Source organism: Methanosarcina siciliae T4/M, from assembly GCF_000970085.1.
Lineage (GTDB): Archaea > Halobacteriota > Methanosarcinia > Methanosarcinales > Methanosarcinaceae > Methanosarcina > Methanosarcina siciliae.
In genome coordinates, this window is sequence record NZ_CP009506.1 from 2226783 (window position 1) to 2246974 (window position 20192).

14 protein-coding genes are annotated in these 20192 nt (G+C 42.3%); 10 read left to right on the plus strand and 4 right to left on the minus strand.

The window, feature by feature from the left end; translation table 11 throughout:
• Positions 1-710 precede the first annotated feature (710 nt).
• Complete coding sequence (locus MSSIT_RS09465) at positions 711-1457, plus strand: hypothetical protein (RefSeq protein WP_052721592.1); 747 nt, start codon at positions 711-713, stop codon at positions 1455-1457.
• Between the two features lie 259 nt (positions 1458-1716).
• On the opposite strand, the gene MSSIT_RS25290 is transcribed toward MSSIT_RS09465, so the two are convergent.
• Positions 1717-1842: a hypothetical protein gene (locus tag MSSIT_RS25290; protein WP_264357970.1), complete on the minus strand. Its 126-nt coding sequence runs from the start codon at positions 1840-1842 to the stop codon at positions 1717-1719.
• A gap of 643 nt (positions 1843-2485) precedes the next feature.
• Here MSSIT_RS25290 and MSSIT_RS09470 point away from each other — a divergent pair.
• The gene (locus tag MSSIT_RS09470; protein WP_048171921.1) at positions 2486-3088 is read left to right on the plus strand and encodes a UPF0228 family protein; all 603 of its coding nucleotides are present in this window, start codon (positions 2486-2488) and stop codon (positions 3086-3088) included.
• Positions 3089-3595: 507 nt separating this feature from the next.
• On the opposite strand, the gene MSSIT_RS25670 is transcribed toward MSSIT_RS09470, so the two are convergent.
• Positions 3596-3790: a hypothetical protein gene (locus MSSIT_RS25670; RefSeq protein WP_048171924.1), complete on the minus strand. Its 195-nt coding sequence runs from the start codon at positions 3788-3790 to the stop codon at positions 3596-3598.
• Between the two features lie 112 nt (positions 3791-3902).
• Positions 3903-5198: a pentapeptide repeat-containing protein gene (locus tag MSSIT_RS09485; RefSeq protein ID WP_231590494.1), complete on the minus strand. Its 1296-nt coding sequence runs from the start codon at positions 5196-5198 to the stop codon at positions 3903-3905.
• Positions 5199-5356: 158 nt separating this feature from the next.
• Here MSSIT_RS09485 and MSSIT_RS09490 point away from each other — a divergent pair, with 158 nt between their 5' ends.
• The 8 genes from MSSIT_RS09490 (at position 5357) to MSSIT_RS09525 (ending at position 18404) form a co-directional block, all read left to right on the plus strand.
• Positions 5357-6244 (plus strand): DUF2971 domain-containing protein, encoded by an 888-nt coding sequence (locus MSSIT_RS09490; protein WP_048171926.1) that lies wholly within the window; start codon positions 5357-5359, stop codon positions 6242-6244.
• A gap of 249 nt (positions 6245-6493) precedes the next feature.
• Positions 6494-6724: an Lrp/AsnC ligand binding domain-containing protein gene (locus tag MSSIT_RS09495; protein WP_048171929.1), complete on the plus strand. Its 231-nt coding sequence runs from the start codon at positions 6494-6496 to the stop codon at positions 6722-6724.
• A gap of 192 nt (positions 6725-6916) precedes the next feature.
• Positions 6917-8782 carry a DNA topoisomerase VI subunit B gene (locus MSSIT_RS09500; RefSeq protein WP_048171932.1) on the plus strand — a complete coding sequence of 622 codons (1866 nt, stop codon included), beginning with the start codon at positions 6917-6919 and terminating at the stop codon, positions 8780-8782.
• 1 nt (position 8783) lies between these two features.
• Positions 8784-9905 carry a DNA topoisomerase IV subunit A gene (locus MSSIT_RS09505; RefSeq protein ID WP_048171934.1) on the plus strand — a complete coding sequence of 374 codons (1122 nt, stop codon included), beginning with the start codon at positions 8784-8786 and terminating at the stop codon, positions 9903-9905.
• 1012 nt (positions 9906-10917) lie between these two features.
• Entirely contained in the window at positions 10918-12822 is a 1905-nt protein-coding gene (gene gyrB / locus MSSIT_RS09510; RefSeq protein ID WP_048171936.1) for a DNA topoisomerase (ATP-hydrolyzing) subunit B, read from the plus strand.
• A gap of 11 nt (positions 12823-12833) precedes the next feature.
• On the plus strand, positions 12834-15491 hold the full coding sequence (gene gyrA, locus MSSIT_RS09515) for a DNA gyrase subunit A (RefSeq protein ID WP_231590495.1): 2658 nt from the start codon (positions 12834-12836) through the stop codon (positions 15489-15491).
• A gap of 25 nt (positions 15492-15516) precedes the next feature.
• Positions 15517-15819 carry a hypothetical protein gene (locus MSSIT_RS09520; RefSeq protein WP_048171938.1) on the plus strand — a complete coding sequence of 101 codons (303 nt, stop codon included), beginning with the start codon at positions 15517-15519 and terminating at the stop codon, positions 15817-15819.
• Positions 15820-16088: 269 nt separating this feature from the next.
• Positions 16089-18404, plus strand: a complete 2316-nt coding sequence (locus tag MSSIT_RS09525; protein ID WP_048171940.1) for a tetratricopeptide repeat protein — start codon at positions 16089-16091, stop codon at positions 18402-18404.
• A 436-nt stretch (positions 18405-18840) separates the two neighbouring features.
• Here MSSIT_RS09525 and MSSIT_RS09530 read toward each other — a convergent pair whose 3' ends face one another.
• Entirely contained in the window at positions 18841-20100 is a 1260-nt protein-coding gene (locus MSSIT_RS09530) for an ATP-binding protein (RefSeq protein ID WP_048171943.1), read from the minus strand.
• Between the last annotated feature and the right edge of the window lie 92 nt (positions 20101-20192).

The window sequence follows — 20192 nt, forward strand, 5'->3', positions numbered from 1 at the left end:
TATAAAATCTTTCTATTTCAAGTCTGTACAAAATAATGGAAAAAATCAACCTTAGTTATTAAAGGTGGCAATTTACCTGATATTACGAAGAATAAAGTCGGATAAATCCCAATCTTATATTTCACCAAATTTTGAAGTTGTTGTCGTTTTTGCCGTCACTTTGTAATCAATAGAGCAGTTCAGGGAAAAATTTCTGAATTTCCAATGAGACAAAGTTTTGATGTAATGAAGTTGGGTGGGTTTTTGGGTAAGCCCTGTAACTGTGTAACTCGGAGTTATTTACAGGCTTGTGGAGGAAAGCAGGGGTAGGGAACAACAAGCCTTCGTGCTATCTACTTGCCATGGGTCTGTGGAACTTTCACAAATATAATTTGAAATGAACCAACATCATGCCACTCTCCTTTTTATATAAAGGTTTGAATACGAATGGAGGGATGCTTAGATATATAGTTTCTGACCACGGTCTTTAACAATCAACGTTCGGAGAAAATGGCGGGCTCAAAATGAGTATGAAAGGTAGATTGTTAAAGGGGATGGTCAGAAAACTTATAAGGAGTTAGATAAGAGGAATTTATGGAGTTCAAAAGACTTTCCAGGTTCATACGAACTCCATAAAATACACCCTAAAAGGCAGGATTATGTTAACTTTGTCTGTATTTAAGCTTGCTTGATCCTGCCTCCTGAGGGAAAATAACTTAGGAGTTAGACGAATGATTAAGAACAAAATAGGAATATTTCTTTTGACAATGCTGGTTAGTATGGCGTTAATACCAGCCGTAAGTGCACAGGAAGAATTAACGGCAAGTGAAAAGCCTTCTGAATGGGAACAAGGTCTAATAGATGCTCTCAACTCTAATACAAAAAGCTTGTCAACAGACGATTTAATTTTGAATTATTGCGAAGCAAATAAAGACAAAATTTCAATACTGAAAAACGATACTGCTTCAGAAAAAAATAATTTAAGAACATATGAACTAAAAGATGGATCAGATATAACTTTCACCAATGAAAATTTCTTTTTCGTTACTAACATGACGGAAGAACCAAATAATAAAACAATAACTCAAAGTACTACTGCAGCAACAAGTTCTGTCAATCTTGATTATACTGATACGATAACGGCATCACAGAGTTTCTATAATATTATGGGAGGGAGACTGTTTACTATCTATTCAAAAGGATATTATGGGTATAGTATATCTCCTGCTATTGTGGAAGCTCATTATATAGATGCATGGTACACATTAGGTACTCCAACTATTTTTCAGGTGAGTAACTGGCAGGAAGGGGCGAGTGATAATACTGTCACTCATATATCTGAAATTTATGGCAGTGGACATTTCCATTGGGGATTTGAAATCGCTGGGGCTGGTTTAGTACTCTATGATAAGAATATCAAAGTTTACTCAACATGTGATCAATTTGGAAATGTCCATCGCACTTATGAAATGACATAATGAAATAACTCAAAAACACAGCTATAAGATGTAAAATATCTGATTGTGAAATAGTTATTGAGAATTTTAAGCACAAAGTCCTCAATAATTATTTCCAAATAGTGAGGGACAACTTTTATCCAAAAATTCTGGAACTTTTACTATAGGACAACTAAAATTTAGGCTGACACTAAAATGAAAGAAATTGTAAACAAGGAAATTAATTCAGTCAAACCAAAAATTTATCAGTAGGGATGGAATTTATAATGAAAAAATCAAGTTATGGAATATTATTTATCGCTTGCTTCGCCTTTTTTTTAGTTTTTAATTCGTTCTTTGTGATTGTACCTGCTGATTTATCAACTATTATAAGTGTAATTGTTGGAACTTTTATCGAATCTCTCATCGTGTACTCAATCATAATCATGATTATATATATCGTAAATCATTACAGCAGATTGTCTTAGAGCCTCTACATTTGTATGAGCGATACATCTCCAATTATTGGGAATTCAGGGGCTAATTTTGGTAACTATATTTCACGTATGGAATTTACATCAATGACATAGATAGAAAATTACGTGAACACTTTGACAATTTGTATATAAAATGCGACCAATACGGGAGCTATAGTGCTTTCTTAGAGGAAGATTAACTGAAGTGAGGAAGTACATGAGAATATCTTCTTCGTTCTTTCTCTTTCCTTTGTTCAACATTGTAATAGAAATTGGACTAAAATCAGTAATAAAAGGATTTGCTAATCATGGAAAAATTAGCTAAGGCTGTTATAGGCTTCATAGTATTATGCTTTGTGATTTTTGTTATTTTAATGATATTGCTGTATAGGTAGTGTTATTGGGTCTGTTTCCAAGCTTTGAACCCTAAAAATCATCTAAAGTACCTTACCTAAAGTACCTCATTATGTATGTGTGCTTGATATAGTGCGCATATATTAATTCCAGAAAAGATGTCTTTTGGAAAGTTGAATTGTCAATCCTATAAAAACGGATTTTGAGGGATTAAACTCCACAACTTCTGGAGTGGTTGATATGAGCAAAATCAATAAGGAAATCGTGATTTTTATCATTTTTCTAACTCTTTTAACGTTTTGGGGGTTATCTGTAAAAACACCGGTAGAGGATACGAAAACACCATATCCTGAATCAAAAGTAGGTGGTATGACTATTCAATTTAAAGATGGAATTTCTGAGTCCGAAGTAAAAGCCATTCTTCAACACTATAACATGACTCGGAACTATAGACTAACATATGACACTAATTATTCCGATATGGATTACTACATAATGGCAGACAAAGATAACTGGAGTGACATCAGAAGCGAACTTGTAACAGAGATGAAAGAGAATAATAAAAAAAATTGGACTCTATCCATACCTGCTCAAGTTATGAAAAAAGAAGATTATTACATTCTTCCGGTCTCTGAACAGGCAGTAAAGGATGAAAAATTTCTTGCAATACTGGACAAATATGATATTAAAGTGGAAAAATTTACCTGGTGTAAGATTCGTTTTCTTTATAGTGATGGTCCCCGTACTTATTGGATTCCGGAAGAGGATGCAATAAAAATAAAAAATGAAATGGAACAAAATGAAAATATTTTTTCGGTCCAGCTTAGTTACCTTTTTCCCTAATTTGACAGAATTGTAACTTACTGTCACCGATTTGATTTTTTTTTCCATAATGTATTTCATCATAGACTTTTTGCACAGCAAGGAACACAAATCTTAGTTTTATGTGATCTCCCTGCCACGAGCCTGCAAAGCGTTAAAAAATCAATATCAGGAAAAATTGAAAGGTTATAGGAGTTATAATGATAAACGTGTTGTCCGGATATGAAAAGGCAGCATACAGAGAATTGAAGGATTACTCCGGAAGTAAGAGCTGAAATCACACAGATGAGAATGAGCTTAAAGGCCCCCGCACTTTCAAAACCCAGGACAAGGGTGACAAAATGCCCAAAAAACCCGAGAAAGATAGCCATGATAAAGCCCAGAAGGAGGGGCCCTGATTATTTGTCAGCTCGGGGTTGTTCCTGTCGATGGAAGTGATCAGCCCCATGTGGATTGCACTGCCGAGCCTTGAGCCGAGGGTCGAGGAAATGTTTCCGCGCAGCCCGAGCACGCCCGGATAAATAACAATCAGGCCGGGATCATCTCAAGTTCGCTGGTCATTCCTGAATAAATGATCTCTGCAATAACTCCTCCTACAGTTGCAAAAAGTTCACAAGGCAGTACCTCACGTACAATTGACGAAACACTCGCGTATTCGCTGAGATGCCTGTCTATAAACTGGGATTCGAAGATATCCTCTTCCCTGTGCGACTCGGCGGGCATGCGACTGTATTATACACTGATAATATTAAAATAATAGCCAACTCTTGAAAATTAGATCTGTATAAAATCTCTTAGTTAGGCATAGGGCATATTAGGTACTGAAGGAATCTTGTTATATTTCATCTGAAAACAAAGGTTTATCTTTAGGTTTTTCAAAAAGGGTTGGGTACTTCTCTTTTAATGGCTTTTCTAGCTCTGGATCTAATTCTGCCTTGTAAAGTGTTTTCACTTTTGAAAGCTGGTCAACTGTCAGATTTTTAGTTCTTTTAAGGTTTGTTCCTTCAAAATTAGCTTCTTCAAGGTTTACTCCTTCAAAGTTAGCTCCTTTGAGGTTAGCGTACATAAGGATAGCTCTTTCAAGGTTAGCTTCTATAAGGTTAGCTCTTTCAAGGTTAGCTTCTATAAGGTTAGCTCCTTCAAGGTTAGCCTCTCTAAGGAGAGTCCCTTCAAGATTAGCTCCCCAAAATTCAGCTCCTTTAAGATTTGCTCCCCAAAATTCAGCTTTTTCAAGATGAGCACCATTAAAGCTAGCCTTTTCAAGATAAGCATCATTTAAGCCTGCTCTTTCAAGATGAACATCCAGAAGGACAGCCTTTTCAAGATGAGTATCATAAAGATAAGCCTCTTCAATATGAGCACTGCAAAGATCAGCTCCTTCGAGATGACTGTCCCTAAGGTCAGCCCCTTGAAGATTAGCCTCACTAAAGTCAGCTCCTTGAAGATTAGCCTCTTGAAGGTCAACTCCTTGGAGATTAGCCTCTTGAAGATTAGCTCCTTGAAGATTAGTCTCTTGAAGATTAGCCCCTTGAAGAAATGTTCCTCGCAAATCGAGACGTTTGGAATTTTCATTATTAAAATTATTTTTGGTTTTTCCAATTACAGTAAGAATTGCTTGAATATCTAGAGTTATTTTATCTCGACTTTCAGCTAATTCTACAGGTGAGTTTTTCCGAATATAAGCCGTTAGAATCTCCACAATTGGCCAGTAATCTTTCTCGGATTCATTTGCAATTCTCTCAAGGGCGTATATTCCACCTAATCTAATTTCCAATTCTTTACTTCCTAACTGTTCAATAGCTCTAGTGAAACGATCAGTAATCTGACCTTCTCTAGAATTTGTAAGATTTCCCCAAGCAAAATAAATTCCAATCCCAACTGCAATGCCACCCAATATTTGAGCTAATGTGGAACGGTAGCTGTTTTCAGCATCAGCTAAGTCTTTTGGGTTCGTTATTCCAAATTGAGCTACTCGCCAATATGGAAGTGCAATTAATAGGACTACAGCAGTTACAATGGCAATTATACAAATTAGACAAGTTAATGGATGCTGTTTTATCTTCTCATATAGTTGCTTCATCTCTTTTTTTGCATTCCCTAAAAACTGCTTCAATTCTTCCCTTAATACCATAACTTTGCCCTTTGTCACAAATGTTTATCTGTCCTTAATCAACAGTGAACTAAAATAAAAGTTGCCATTTTACACACAGGATAATCTGAATAAGAAAACTAAAAAAGATTCATAAAATTCCGAAAAGTTGAAATTTATTTTAACCTTTTTGTATTCCTATGAATGAACTGAAACTCGATAATAAACCCGTTGAAAAATTATTTTATAAATTTCGACCAATAAATCAACACTTATTTGACACATTAGAATATAATGAACTTTACTTTAGAGATCCTCGTGACTATAACGACCCAGTTGACAGTGTAGTGGATGGTTACTATGAAGGTACATTTGAAGAATTCATAGACTATATGATTAAAAAGGGTGGCATGAGTAGAGAAGTTGCAGTAAATAATATGGTAGTCGGAATCGCCTTAGGGGATTACCAGATAACTGGCAACAAGTTTAAACGAACCGCTCCCAAAAAAAGATTACACTTTGATATACCACATATCCCTACATATTGTCTCAGTGAAGAAAATAAGGATGTTACGATGTGGAGTCACTATGCAGACCATCATAAAGGAGTATGCTTAAGTTTCAAAGCAAAGTACGGGCCTATACCAGAATATGGAGAAGAGGGCTATGGATTAACAATAAATTCAGAACGTATACCAATAGTAGAAATGACGTATGATGGAAAAATGCCAGATCCTATAAATTTATTGGACATAAATGGAAAACAACTAATGCAATTTTTATCAACTAAAGGGTCATGCTGGGAATATGAAAAAGAATATCGAATGTTTTTATTTGAAGAAGCAAATGAACAGAATCAAAATATAAAAAGATGTACATTCGAAAAAACAGAACTGGAAGGCATCATTTTTGGATTAAACGTAAAGAAATGCGATGCTCTTAAAATTTATAGAATAATTCATAAAAATTATAACGATGTTCCATTCAACTTTTACAAAGTCCAAAAAGTAGAAAATGGATATGAAATTAGAATTAAACCAATATGTAAGACCGGCATAGATGAATATTTAGAATCCTTAAGTGATTAAATGATATTTTACCTTCTTTACAACTTGATCAAATCAAGAAACGCACAACGGGACTCTATATTGCTGAAAACAATCTAATTATGAGTTTTTACTGCATGCGCAAAACCTTAACAACCCTATCACTAACCTTCAATCCTTCAATATCGGCATCTTTGTATCTCTCTAAATACTTATCCAATTAGCAGGTTTTTTTCTTCGGGCTGTCGGATAAAAATAAATATCTTGCAGCCGTTACCTTAAGTGATACCTATGGTTATAGGAGTTACAATGATAAACGTGCTGCCCGGATATGAAAAGGCAGCATACAGGGAATTGAAGAATATAGAGGGAATCAAGGACGTCTACCATGTTTTCGGAGAGTACGATTTTGTCATAATCATAGACGTCGAAGATCTTAGCATCCTCAATGCCGTGGTAGACAGGATAAGGGAAAGCGAAACCGTAACCGCAACCCAGACGATTATCGGGGCGGAACTCTGATTCCTGGCGCCTGAAAGCCTGAACTTCCTGCAGGAAAGAGCCGGAAGAATCGTTATCTTTTTTAGCAGGCGCTAATATTTATTACCTTACGCTTTTATTAAGAAAGAATTCCTTTTCAGACAGAGAAGCTTACTGTGAAGACCGTATCCTTTTAAGCATCAGATCAATTTTTCAGCCCTGAGGTAAAAGTTCATGGAAATCCCCATTGCAGAAGAACTCGCCAAAAAACAAAAATCAATAAGTGTAGCCGAATTTTTCGAGAAGAACAGGCAGATCCTGGGTTTTGATTCAGCGCCCCGAAGTCTCATAACAACTGTAAAAGAAGCCGTGGATAACTCCCTGGATGCCTGTGAGGAAGCCGGGATCCTGCCGGATATCCTTGTTCAGGTTGAGAGAACAGGCCAGGATTATGTAACCGTTATCATTGAAGACAACGGGCCGGGGATCGTAAGAGAACAGATCCCCAAAGTCTTTGCAAAGCTGCTCTACGGTTCAAGGTTCCATGCCCTCAAGCAGAGCAGGGGGCAGCAGGGAATAGGAATTTCGGCAGCTGTACTTTATGCTCAGATGACGGCAGGCAGGCACACAAAAATCCTCTCCAAGACCGGCTCAAACGTTCCTGCTCACTATTACGAGCTCATGATCAATACCGGCACCAATGAGCCTGATATCCTGGTCGATGAGGTCAGGGACTGGTTCCGCCCTCACGGGACCCAGATCGAACTGGAGATGAAAGCTGCCTATGTAAAAGGGAGGAGGCAGTCTATTTACGAATACCTTAAGGCCACTGCAATTGTAAACCCCCATGCAAGGGTTACTCTTATCGACCCTGACGGCAACGAGGAGGTCTTTGAAAGGGCTACGGATAAAATTCCTGATCCCGCAGAAGAAATCCTGCCCCATCCCGAAGGGATTGAACTGGGAACGCTTATGAAAATGCTCCACTACACGGAGCGCCAGAAGCTTGCTCCCTTCCTCCGCTACTCTTTTTGTAAGATCGGGCTGCTCACTGCCGAGGAAATCTGCAAGGCGGCGGGGCTTGATCCCGAAATAGATCCCCATGCCCTGGGGCGCCATGAGGCAAGAAAACTGATCGAGGCTTTCCAGAAGGTAAAGATCATGTCCCCGCCTACGGACTGCCTTTCCCCGATCGGGGAAGAGCTGATCTATAGGGGGCTTGAGAAAGAGACAAACGTGGACTTCATTGCCACAAGCACGCGAAAACCGGCCGTATATTCCGGGAACCCCTTTGTAGTGGAAGTGGGGCTTGCATACGGGGGCAATCTCCCGAAAGAAGAAAAGATCAGTATCATGCGTTTTGCAAATCGTGTGCCTCTGCTTTACCAGCAGGGAGGATGCGTGACCACCCATGCCGTAGAGGACATAAAATGGAAGCAGTACGGCTTAAACCAGCCCGGAGGAGGGGTTCCTACAGGGCCTGTTCTCCTCCTGATCCACGTCGCATCCATTAACGTGCCCTTTACATCCGAATCAAAAGATGCGATTGCCGATATTCCCGTAATTAAAGATGAAGTGGACCTTGCAGTCAAAGAAGTTGCAAGAAAACTCAAGCATTACCTGAGCAAGCAGAGCAACCTCAAGAAGCGCAGGGAAAAAGAGATTATCATTACGAAAGTGCTGCCGAAAATGGCAGCAAAGGTTGCAAATATCCTGGACAAGGACGTCCCTGACATAAACCCTGTTGTTGCAAAGATCATGGGGAACCTGCTTGTGCACAGGAAGGTCAAAAACAATGGCGACGGGACTGCGGATGTGGCAATAAAGGTCAAGAATTTCGGGACCTCGGCGTATTCTTTCAGGGTGCACGAAATGCTCCCCTGCAAAATTGACGGGGCAAAACCTGAGCCAAAGGTTGTTACCATGGGCAACGATTACGATTACATCTGGGAGGTTTCGGCAGCTGCAGGCTCTTCCAAAGTACTCAGCTACAAAATAGGTTCTGCAACCGACGAAGAACTCCGAAAGCTTCCTCAGCTGATTGTGGAAGGGATTGAAGAAGAACTGGTTACCGGGGCAAAGGCTTTCAGGGGTGTTTGAAATGGCAGGAGACGTAAATAACGAAGCAAACAGCAAAAAAATGCAGGGAGATCTCCTGGCAAAGGAAAGGCTCCTTGAGCTTGCAGGAAAGATCTACAACCAGTTTGAAGAGGAGGTTATCCCGAGTGTCAGCCTCCCCAGCCGGACCAAGGCAAATATAGAATATTCCGATGAGAGTGATGTTTGGGTCTACGGGGGACGGGAAAGTGAGAGGAGCGCAAAGACCGTAAAAGGGGCGTTCCAGCTCCTGAAGACCACATATGCGACAGACTTCCTCATAAACGAACACCTTTCCCAGAACCGCGGTTCAACGCTTCGAGAACTTTATTACATCTCCGAAGGCTGGGACTATGCCAAATTCAAGGAACAGGCTGAAAGCGACCGCCTGATCGAAGACCTCGAACTCCTGACCAGCCTCCAGAGGGAGTATTTCCACATGCGCCCTGAAGAAGACGGGGCTACTATGTTCGGGCCTATTGAGATCTCGGAACTGACCAAACGGGGCACGCGGAATATCCACTGCCAGAAGGATGTGGGAGAAGGTGGGTACCAGATCCCCTTCAATGTGGAAAATATTGAGTTTAAGAATCACGACGCAAGCATGATTATTGCCATAGAAACCGGTGGTATGTATGCCCGTTTAATGGAAAACGGGTTTGATGAGGCTTATAATGCAATTCTTGTCCACCTGAAGGGCCAGCCTGCACGGTCAACCCGCAGAATAATCAAGCGTATGAACGAGGAGTTGGAGATTCCCGTAGCAGTCTTTACCGACGGTGACCCTTGGTCTTACAGGATCTATGCCTCGGTTGCCTACGGGGCTATAAAAAGCGCTCACCTCTCGGAATTCATGGCAACCCCCGCTGCCAAATTCCTTGGGCTTCAACCTTCGGATATTGTAGAATACGAACTTTCAACCGACAAGCTCACCGAGCAGGACATAAGTGCGCTTCGGAGCGAACTTTCCGACCCCCGCTTTGAATCCGAATACTGGAAAGAGCAGATCCAGCTCCAGCTCAATATCGGCAAGAAGGCCGAACAGCAGGCTTTCGCAGGAAAGGGTCTGGACTTCGTAACCGAGGTCTATCTTCCTAACCGGCTGAAAGAACTGGGCATGGTCTGAGAGTAATCGGGTGAACAAATTAGTACAAAGTAGTACCGGAAACTGAATAATACCTGAAAGATATCTGAGCTCGGATAAGAGAGAACCGACTATTCCTGTCGAATACTCCTGCCAGGATTATAAATGATTTGAAAAGACTGCTGGTAGTGAATGCTGGTAGTGGATAAAAGTTGAAGTCCGAATCCCATGCCTTAAACCCACGCTAGCAGAATTACAGCAAGCTGTTCTAAAAATGGTAGCTGATTACAGCAGTCCGGAGTTAATCGGTTGATATTTTTAACATGGAGCCTCAGTGATCTTTCAGTTTGTTTTGTCCTGGGCTTTGTGCCGGCTGGAATCGGTGTTTGCTTCCGGAAATTAAAGTCCAATCCGAGCGACGTCCGTAAGTTTGAGGCTCAAAGTATCAACTGTCTCCTGGTGGAAAGCTCCCGATTTGCAGAATGGTACGGGATGAAAATTTATGTTTCCCAGTTATGTTTTGCACATTTCAGTTATTTATGCATTCAATAGTTACCTTTAAGGATCACGATCTTTTTAATGCTTGATAATTTCAGGCACAAAGAACTATGTCTCAGTAATGCTTCTCAAACTTCTAAAATGCCGCGAGTCACTCTCTGATTGCCCTGAGGTAAGCAAATTTTTCTCTGTGAGACAGCAAATATTTATTTCAACCAAGAACATCTTAATAAATTGCTCTGAAAAGGGCATTTTCGGGTACAAAATTATGCTAAAAATTACCTTTTTCGAGAGATTCTGGGCAGAAAAATCAGGCTAAATATGCTGTAGATCTAAAGGCTTAAAATGTATGAACGCATATTGAATCTGGCTTACCGTAGAAACATAAAAATTATATATAAAAATTTTCTAATAAAAAGCAAAATTTCAGAGAATTGATACGACTTCTAAAGTTCGATTTCGAACCGAGTTTCCCTTCGAATTTTAAAAAATGTATAATATGTTATGAGATTTAAAATAAATAACTTTATCAGATTTTTATGGAGAATAAACCACGATGAGTGATGAACAGGTTTATGACGCTTCACATATCCAGGTACTCGAGGGCCTTGAAGCTGTCCGAAAACGCCCGAGCATGTATATAGGGAGCACAGATGGCCGCGGGCTCCACCACTTAGTCTACGAGGTTGTAGACAACAGTATTGATGAAGCTCTTGCAGGCTTCTGTACAAGGGTCGATGTCACGATCAATCCCGATGGAAGCGTGACGGTAATTGACAATGGGAGGGGTATCCCTATCGACCCCCATCCGGTGCACAAAAAATCAGCCCTTGAGGTCGTGATGACGATTCTGCACGCGGGAGGAAAATTCGACAAGGATACCTACAAGGTCTCCGGAGGACTGCATGGGGTAGGTGTCTCGGTAGTAAATGCCCTTTCGGAATGGACTGAAGTAGAAGTAAGCAGAGATGGAAAAAAGTACTCCCAGCGTTACATTCGCGGAAAGCCGGAGTCAGATGTTCGGGAAATAGGAACTTCGGACCTTGCAGGCACAAAAACCACTTTCAAACCCGATGCAAGAATTTTTGAAACCACGGATTTCCAGTACGATATTCTCTCAAACAGGCTTAGAGAGCTGGCTTTCCTTAACAGGGGCCTCACAATCAGCCTGAATGACTTAAGAAGCCCCGACGGGCAGGCTGACACTTTCACTTATAGCGGCGGAATTGTCGAATTCGTGGAGTACCTGAACAAGAAAAAGCAGCCCCTTCACGATAAGCCGATTTATTTCGAACGGCAAAGAGATGACATGGTTGTAGAAATTGCAATGCAGTACACGAACAGCTATACTGAAAACGTGTACTCTTTTGCAAACAACATCAATACCCATGAGGGCGGGACCCATATAATAGGTTTCAAGAGTGCCCTTACAAGGGTTGCAAATGATTACATAAAAGCCAACAAGCTCTCCAAAGAAGACACAAAGCTGACCGGAGACGATGTAAGGGAAGGGCTGACTGCAATCATCAGTGTCAAGCTTATGGAACCTCAGTTTGAGGGGCAGACCAAGACAAGGCTCGGAAACAGTGATGTCAAGGGAATAGTTGACTCCCTTGTAACGGACGGGCTTGCGGAATACTTTGAGGAAAACCCGAAGGTCGCAAACGTTATCCTTGAAAAAGCCCTCCTCGCCCAGAGAGCCCGGGAGGCTGCAAAAAAGGCAAGGGAACTTACCCGCCGAAAGAGCGCGCTCGAGGTCAGCACCCTGCCCGGAAAACTTGCAGATTGCTCGGAAAAAGACCCTTCAGTCTGCGAGATTTACATCGTAGAAGGTAATTCGGCAGGAGGTTCGGCAAAACAGGGCAGGGACAGGGGTTTTCAGGCAATATTACCCCTCAGGGGCAAGATCTTGAATGTGGAGAAATCCAGACTTGCGAAGATCCTGAAAAACAACGAGGTCGTCTCTCTTATTACTGCCCTCGGGACCGGAGTCAGTGAGGACTTCACTCTGGAAAGTGCTCGCTATCATAAAGTCATCCTCATGACTGATGCTGATGTGGATGGAGCGCACATCAGGACTCTTCTTCTTACTCTGTTCTTCCGCTATATGAGGCCCCTGATCGACGCCGGATACGTATATATCGCCCAGCCTCCGCTCTACCGCATAAAGAAAGGCAAATCTGAGTACTATATACACTCGGACAGGGAACTTGAAGTAAAGAAAAAAGAACTCGGGGAAAAAGGACTTGCCATCCAACGCTACAAAGGTCTTGGAGAAATGAACCCGGAGCAGCTCTGGGAAACCACCATGAACCCTGAGAGCCGCACACTTTTGCAGGTTACTCTGGAAGATGCGATCCGCGCTGACGAAATCTTCCGCGTCCTGATGGGAGATGAGGTCGAGCCTCGCAGAAACTTCATTGAAACTCACGCAAAAGAGGTCGTGGATCTGGACATCTGAGGTGGCTGAAAATGGCAAAATACAAAGAAGAAAAAGAATCAGAAGTTGAAATAAAAAAATCTTATCAGGCTACCCTTATTCGCGAAGAGCCCGGCAAGAAAATCGAATTGGCGTTATCCGATCCTTCTTCGGATGAACCTGGAGACGAAGGGTCTGAACCCGATGATAATGGAGTTACAGCTATTCTTATTGACGATGAAATGAAGCGCTCTTACATTAATTATGCAATGAGCGTCATCGTCGGAAGGGCACTTCCCGATGCAAGAGACGGCTTAAAGCCGGTCCACCGCAGGATCCTTTTTTCAATGAAGGAATCCGGGATTACTCACGACAAACCCTATAAGAAGTCAGCCCGTGTGGTGGGTGACGTGCTTGGTAAATACCACCCTCACGGAGACGCTGCTGTCTATGACAGTATCGTGAGGATGGTGCAGGACTTCTCACTTCGCTATCCTCTGATCGATGGGCAGGGAAACTTCGGGTCCATTGATGGGGACGAGGCTGCAGCCATGCGATATACCGAAGTCCGCATGGATAGGATTGCAGAGGAGATGCTAGCTGACATTGAAAAGGAGACCGTTCCGTTCAGGCCTAACTATGACGGGTCCCTCGAAGAACCGGAAGTCCTTCCTGCAAAGCTCCCGAATCTCCTTATCAACGGGTCAACCGGAATTGCCGTAGGAATGGCAACGAACATGGCGCCCCACAATATAAGTGAGGTCATTGACGGGACCCTTATGCTTATTGAAAACCCGGAAACCACGATTTCGGGACTGATGAACGTGGTAAAGGGGCCGGACTTTCCCACAGGAGCTCATATCCTGGGGACAGCAGGCATAAGGTCTGCATACATGACAGGCAGAGGGCCTGTAAAGATAAGGGCGGTTACCGAAATCCAGGAGCTTAAAAAAGATAGGCAGCAGATTGTAGTTACCGAACTTCCCTACCAGGTGAACAAGGCCAGAATGATTGAAAACATCGCCCAGCTTGTCAGGGAAAAGGTAATTGTCGGAATTTCCGATCTGCGGGACGAATCCGACAGGGATGGAATAAGGGTCGTAATCGAGCTTTCAAAGGGCACAAACGCCAGGGTTATCTTAAACCAGCTTTACAAGCACACCCAGATGGAAACTACTTTCGGGGTTATCAACCTTGCCCTTGTGGACGGAAAGCCCAAGGAGCTGAACCTGAAACAGCTTCTGGAGATCTACCTTGAGTACCGGATGGAAATAATCCAGAAGCGGACGCTCTACGACCTGAAGAAGGGCGAAGAAAGAGCCCACATTCTTGAAGGGTTGAGGATTTCCCTTGATAACATAGACGCAGTGGTTGCCCTTATCAAGGGTTCTGCAAACGCTGACGAAGCTAAGCAGGGCCTGGTGGATAATTTTTCCCTTGACGAAGTGCAGGCAAAGGCTATTCTGGACATGCGCCTGCAGCGCCTTACCGGGCTTGAGACCCGGAAAATCCTTGAGGAACTGGAAAGCCTCATAAAATTGATCGCCGAACTCAAAAAGATCCTTGAAAGCGATGAACTCAAGTACGAGATTATCAGGGCCGAACTCCTTGAACTCAAGAATAAGTACGGAGATGCCCGCAGGACAAAGATCATACATTACACGGAAGAAGTGACCGATGAAGACCTGATCCCGGAAGAAGACGTTGTGGTCACGATTACAAACAGCGGTTACATAAAACGTCTTCCTCTTGACACCTATTCCATGCAACGCCGCGGAGGCAGAGGTATTATTGGCATGGAAATGAAGGAGGAAGACTTTGTGGAAAACCTCTTCATTTCCTCAACTCACAACTATATCCTCTTCTTTACAAACAGGGGAAGGCTCTACTGGCAGAAGGTCTATGAAATCCCCGAAGGCTCCCGCCAGTCGAGAGGCAAAGCCATAGTAAACCTGCTTGAGCTGCGGGAAGGTGAAATGGTCAATGCAATGATCCCTGTAAAAGAGTTTGCCGAAGACAGATACCTTCTTATGGCAACAAGGGCAGGGACGATCAAAAAGACCCCACTATCCGAGTTCCGGAACCCGAGGAAAGCCGGCATAATCGCAGTCAGCCTGGATGAAGGCGACGAGCTTGTCAAAGTTCTCCTTACTGACGGAAAACAGGAAATTGTGATGGTCTCAAAGAAAGGCAAATCCATCCGTTTCTCCGAAGGAGACGTCCGCCCTATGGGGAGAACCGCAAGAGGTGTCCGCGGCATGACTCTTGACGGTCCCGGCGACGAAGTGGTCAGCCTTGACCTGGTCGATGAGACTACAACCCTCCTTACTGTGACTGAAAACGGCTTCGGTAAAAGGACAGAATATTCCCAGTACCCGGCCCACCGCCGCGGCGGAAAAGGTGTGATTACAATTGTCACAAATCTCAGGAACGGCTCAGTCTCCAATGTAAAATCCGTAGCTGAAGACGACGAACTCATGTTCACAAGCGCAGAAGGCATAATCATCCGCATCCCGGCAAAAGATATCTCAATCCAGGGAAGAAACACACAGGGCGTAAGGATCATGAACATGAAATCCGGAGACAAGGTCGTCGGGATGGCCCGTATCAAAGCAGAAGATGAGGGTCAAAAACAGCTGAGACTCACGGACCTCAAAGCCGGAAAAGCAGAAAGTGAAAAATCTGAATTCGAGGCCGGCAAAGAAGAATGAATGATGAGAGAGATAAATAATAGAAATGAGTGAAGGAAAAGCTCCTTCACTCGAACTTCCTGCCGGAATGACCTATTGGGGATGGATATCCGGCATCTGGATCCCAGTCTGGAAGGGAGGCGGAAGGTATTATTCTTCCAATTACTTCTGTGTAATGGGGCTAGTTACGATCAAATCCGATAAAACGACAAGTTTGTCATCGCTTACGATTCTCTCCGCAAGCTACCCCTACACCCAGTTTTCCTGTTTACATACTCATTTTTTTGAGACAGGTTTCCCGATCTCAACAAAAATGAGTATACCAGATATATTACTCATAATTATATAAGTTGCGTGGAATATATTATACGTAATTCTGATCATTTGAGTTAGATTTTTACCTGTATTCAGTAAATTCTTCTGCTAATGCTTTTTCAGTAACTAAACCCTGTGACTTACTTTTTGAAATTATATAAGCTTTCGCTGGAATTTTACTTATATATATAAATAACGGTGAAATAGAAATGTAAAGCTTAAAAATGGAATCTGACTTTTGACCGTGTTTTGTAGTATCAGGTCCGTTAGTATTAATCATGTATAAGGACAATAACTGTAATTATGGTATCAAGACGACTTCAGGATTCTGCAAATCGTTTATTTGGCAAAGCAGCCACTTTCATTGAGAATGGAGAGTATGACAGGGCTCTTGAGAGCTTGAAAGATGTCGATAAAATAATGAAAAAAGAAAAAGACCCTGAAATTTCTTTCCATACCTTATTTTTGAAGGGATACGCAATAAGTAAGGCTAGAGATCCTGAGGAAGCTCTGGAATTTTATGGGGAAGCCCTAAAAATCATCGAGCCGCTTTTTTCGGAAGAGCCGGGGAAAAAGAACTATCAAAAATTCATAAGCAATACGATTGAAGAGATAGGGAGTTCATTTGACGAGCTTATTGATGAGGAAAGAGCTAAAGAGCTGCTGAGACCGATGAAAAAGCAGTTTGAGAAAGTGGTCCGGGCATTTGAAGAACTGGTAAAATCAGACCCTGAAAATCAGGAATATCTTTCCGGCTTCCTGGAGATTATTGGAAGTATGGGGTTGTGTTATCAAGTCGGGGAGTTGATGGACGAGACGGTGAAGCTCTTTGACAAAAAAATAGACATCTACGAAAAACTCTTCGAGCTTGGGTCTGGAGAGACGGATTTTCTCGGCGATTTTGATGAGGACATCGAACTTTACGGGTATTTTTTCCGGAATTACGGACACCTGAAGGAAGCCGAAGAAAATTACCTCAGAGCAGCAGGAATTTACAGGAAAATGATTGAGAGAGACCCTGAAAACAGCATGGCCGAATATTACCTGAGCTATACTTACAGCTACCTTGGGAGCCTGTATTCCGATATGGAAACTTTGGAAAAGGCAGAACGGTATTACGAGGAAGCTGTGGAATTGATGGATAAAGGCTATAAAGAATTTCCCGAGGACTATGCGTATGCAGTTTCTTTAGCCAATATTCATGAAAGCTATGGCATTGCGTTTTCCAATAGAGAAGATCTTGAAAAGTCAATCGCGAATTACACAAAAGCCAGGGAAATTTACCGGGACCTGATAATAAACCACCCTTCAGAATTTGCACACAACAAAAAAATTGCAATGTATCTGGATGACCTGGGGGACCGTTTTTCAAAAATAGGGGAATTCGAGGCTGCAGAACTCTGCTACAAAGACAAACTGGATGTTTTCCGGAACCTGCATGATGAAGATCCCGAAGACCTGAATCCCATAATTGAAATTTCCGATACATATGAAGAACTCGGAGACCTCTTTGCAGAACACGGGGAAACTGAAAAAGCAAAGGATTACTACGAAAAAGAAATCGAAATCTACGAAAGCCTTCTGGAAACAGAGCCCGATGCCCTGGACTATAAAACATATAAGGCTGAGGTACAGGCTGCTATAGGAAAACTCTATCTTGATGAAAAACCCGAAAAAGCACGGAAATATTTTGAGGATGCTCTGTCAGTGCTTGAAAACAATTTCGGGCTGGAAGCGGAAATGGATATACATTATTCAGTGCTCAAAAAGGTACTCAACAACTTTATTCAATTATTCAAAAATCAGGAAGAGCATGAAAAGGCATCCGAGATGTACAGCAAATTACTTGCAGTCCAGCAGCGTATGCTTGACCTGAACCCCGAAGAAAGGGAATATAAAGAAGACCTCGCGGTCACATACACTAACCTTGCACTCCTTCATTCCGAAAGAGGGGATATTGAGCAGGAAGCCCGTTATCACAGGCTGGCTCTCGACATTCATGAAAAAATATTGGAAGAATCCTCTGACTATCCGTTATTCCTGCAAAGGTTTGTCACCGGCATTTATCTCCTCGGATCAAGAATTAAGCTCGATGAAGAATCCCGGGGAAAAGAAAACGGCATTGTCAAGGAATACCTTGAGCTCGCTAAAAAAGCAGAGAATAAACTTTATGCTGTCAAACCGGAAATAATGGAAGATAAGGAACTGATTGCCGAAATCGCTGAAAAGATGGGTATTTCTTTCAGAGAGAACGAAATGTATGAGGAGGCGATTGAAGAATTCAAACGTTCCCTTGCAATCCGCGAAAAATTGCACGAAAAAAACCCCGAAAATCTGAATTATTTAACTGTTCTTGAAGGCACATTCCACCAGATGGGAATCACATTCTTAGCCCAAACGGATCTGGAAAAAGCAAAGGAAGCCCTCGAAAAAGCAATGAACCTCAATGCAAAACTGCTTGAAACCGATCCCGAGGACTTTAATTACCTTGCCCGTTCTTCCATGATATTTGAAACATATTCAAGTGTACTTGAGAATATGGGCAAATCCGAAGAAGCTGCGAAATACCTTGCAAAAGCCGAGGCGATTAATGCAAAACTGGGATATAGTAATGAATGACCCGAATGACCCTGCATAATCACGTTTTTTCGCACATGCACACGTAAATTTTTGCATGAATTTCGTAATTAAGGCCGATTTGACAGGCACACTTAGATAGCCTCTCCGATTCGAGATCTCAAGATCTATTTCTTCTAAAAATCAATCAGCTTCCGCTGAGTAACAAATTGCATGAAAATTTCCGGCGGCAGGCTTTCAATCCGGAGGGGAGCCAGGAGGGAAACTTATTTTTGCAGGGTCTCTTTTTTTGAATCGATTTTTGAACAGGTCGGGTGCCGGTTTGTTTTACAGGATTTTCTGAATTCAGGGCCGTTTTGAGTTTTGATTCTTCTTAAATACAGGGTAACCATACACCTGCGGAGCAAAACGCTTGTTTAGCCAACCTCACTTGGATAGCCCCCATTCGAGAAGTTTCAAGAGACACTAAACAAACTTTTCATTCGAGGAACCATTTCCATACCGGTTTCACGACTATTTCTCTCCCTCCTGCATCCAATGTGCCTTCCTCTTCAAGCGTCAGGATAAGCCCGCTGTCAAGTTTATAAGCTTCCATTGCCTCTTTTAATCCTTCAATTTCCCTCTTCTTTGTTTCAGGATTGTTAAGGTTCACTGAAACCTGAATTGCCTCGCTAACCCGCAGTCCTTCCCTCAGCACAAAATCGCATTCCTTTTTTTCGGAATGGTAGTACGGTTCTTTTTCTCTTCTCAACAGTTCGACAAAGACCAGGTTCTCAAGCCTCTGTCCTTTGTTTTCGGAAAAATTGAACACCACCGTCTTCAGAAAACTGTTGTCAACGGTATATATCTTTGAAGACGACACCTTCTGCTTTTTCAGTGAGTAGTCAAACCTGGGAACCTGGTAGAGCAAAAACACATTCCGGAAGTAATCAATATAGTTTTTGATCGTGCTTAAACTCTTTATCCCGGTTATGTTTCTCAATGTGGGGTAAGAATGCGCCCTCCCCACGTTAGAAAGCAGGAACAGGGCAAGGTCCTTAAGAACTTTTCCCTCCTTTATATTGTAGCGGACCAGAACGTCTTTGGTCAGGATATCCTCAAAATATCCTCTGGAAAGTTCAAGGTCCCCGCTTTTCAGGACAAGCGGAAAGCCTCCGCTTTCGAAGTATTCCAGAAAATAACTGAATATCTCAGCTTTCCCGGAGCTGGTAAGAAGTCCGGCTTCAATTTCTTCTCCTGTAATCTCGATTCCCTTCAGGCGCAGGAACTCCTTAAAGGAGAAAGGAAAAAGCCTGAGCACTTTGTTTCTTCCGGTCAAAAATGTAGATATTTCCGAACTGAGGAGCTGGGAATTCGAGCCTGTGGCAAATACCTTTTTGCTTTCCTTGTAAAGGTTGTTAAACCATCTTTCCCAGAGCGGCACGTTCTGTATCTCATCTAAAAAATAATACACTTGCCCTGTTTCGCTTTTGTCAAGTTCCTCCCTGTAAAGCTCAGTTACGAGGTCCTGCAAATCCTGAAAATTCTTAACTTCGAAGTTTGCAAGCCGGATGTCATCAAAGTCCACATAAAACTTAACCCCCTCAAGCTGCCCGGCTATCAACTTCAAAAGTGAACTCTTCCCACATCGCCTGATCCCCGAGATGATAACGATTTCATTTCCCCTGAGGTATCTCTCAAGGTCGAGAATGGCAATGAAATCTTTAAAAATGAAATATGACTTCTTATCGCCCGTCAATTATTGCAAGATTTTCGTAATCCAGACCGGTTTGAGCTTCGATGTTTCTTAAAAACAGGGCGGCCATACGCCTGCAGAGCAGGCGGTGAAGT

Excerpts from the sequence above, each read along its gene's own strand:
- MSSIT_RS25290 (WP_264357970.1), bottom strand. The coding sequence starts at position 1,842 with ATGAGAGATTCGATAAAAGTTCCAACAATTACACTTATAATAGTTGAT.
- MSSIT_RS09525 (WP_048171940.1), top strand. The coding sequence starts at position 16,089 with ATGGTATCAAGACGACTTCAGGATTCTGCAAATCGTTTATTTGGCAAA.
- MSSIT_RS25670 (WP_048171924.1), bottom strand. The coding sequence starts at position 3,790 with ATGCCCGCCGAGTCGCACAGGGAAGAGGATATCTTCGAATCCCAGTTT.
- MSSIT_RS09500 (WP_048171932.1), top strand. The coding sequence starts at position 6,917 with ATGGAAATCCCCATTGCAGAAGAACTCGCCAAAAAACAAAAATCAATA.
- MSSIT_RS09495 (WP_048171929.1), top strand. The coding sequence starts at position 6,494 with ATGGTTATAGGAGTTACAATGATAAACGTGCTGCCCGGATATGAAAAG.
- MSSIT_RS09490 (WP_048171926.1), top strand. The coding sequence starts at position 5,357 with ATGAATGAACTGAAACTCGATAATAAACCCGTTGAAAAATTATTTTAT.
- MSSIT_RS09505 (WP_048171934.1), top strand. The coding sequence starts at position 8,784 with ATGGCAGGAGACGTAAATAACGAAGCAAACAGCAAAAAAATGCAGGGA.
- MSSIT_RS09465 (WP_052721592.1), top strand. The coding sequence starts at position 711 with ATGATTAAGAACAAAATAGGAATATTTCTTTTGACAATGCTGGTTAGT.
- gyrA (WP_231590495.1), top strand. The coding sequence starts at position 12,834 with ATGGCAAAATACAAAGAAGAAAAAGAATCAGAAGTTGAAATAAAAAAA.
- MSSIT_RS09470 (WP_048171921.1), top strand. The coding sequence starts at position 2,486 with ATGAGCAAAATCAATAAGGAAATCGTGATTTTTATCATTTTTCTAACT.
- MSSIT_RS09485 (WP_231590494.1), bottom strand. The coding sequence starts at position 5,198 with ATGGTATTAAGGGAAGAATTGAAGCAGTTTTTAGGGAATGCAAAAAAA.
- gyrB (WP_048171936.1), top strand. The coding sequence starts at position 10,918 with ATGAGTGATGAACAGGTTTATGACGCTTCACATATCCAGGTACTCGAG.
- MSSIT_RS09520 (WP_048171938.1), top strand. The coding sequence starts at position 15,517 with ATGAGTGAAGGAAAAGCTCCTTCACTCGAACTTCCTGCCGGAATGACC.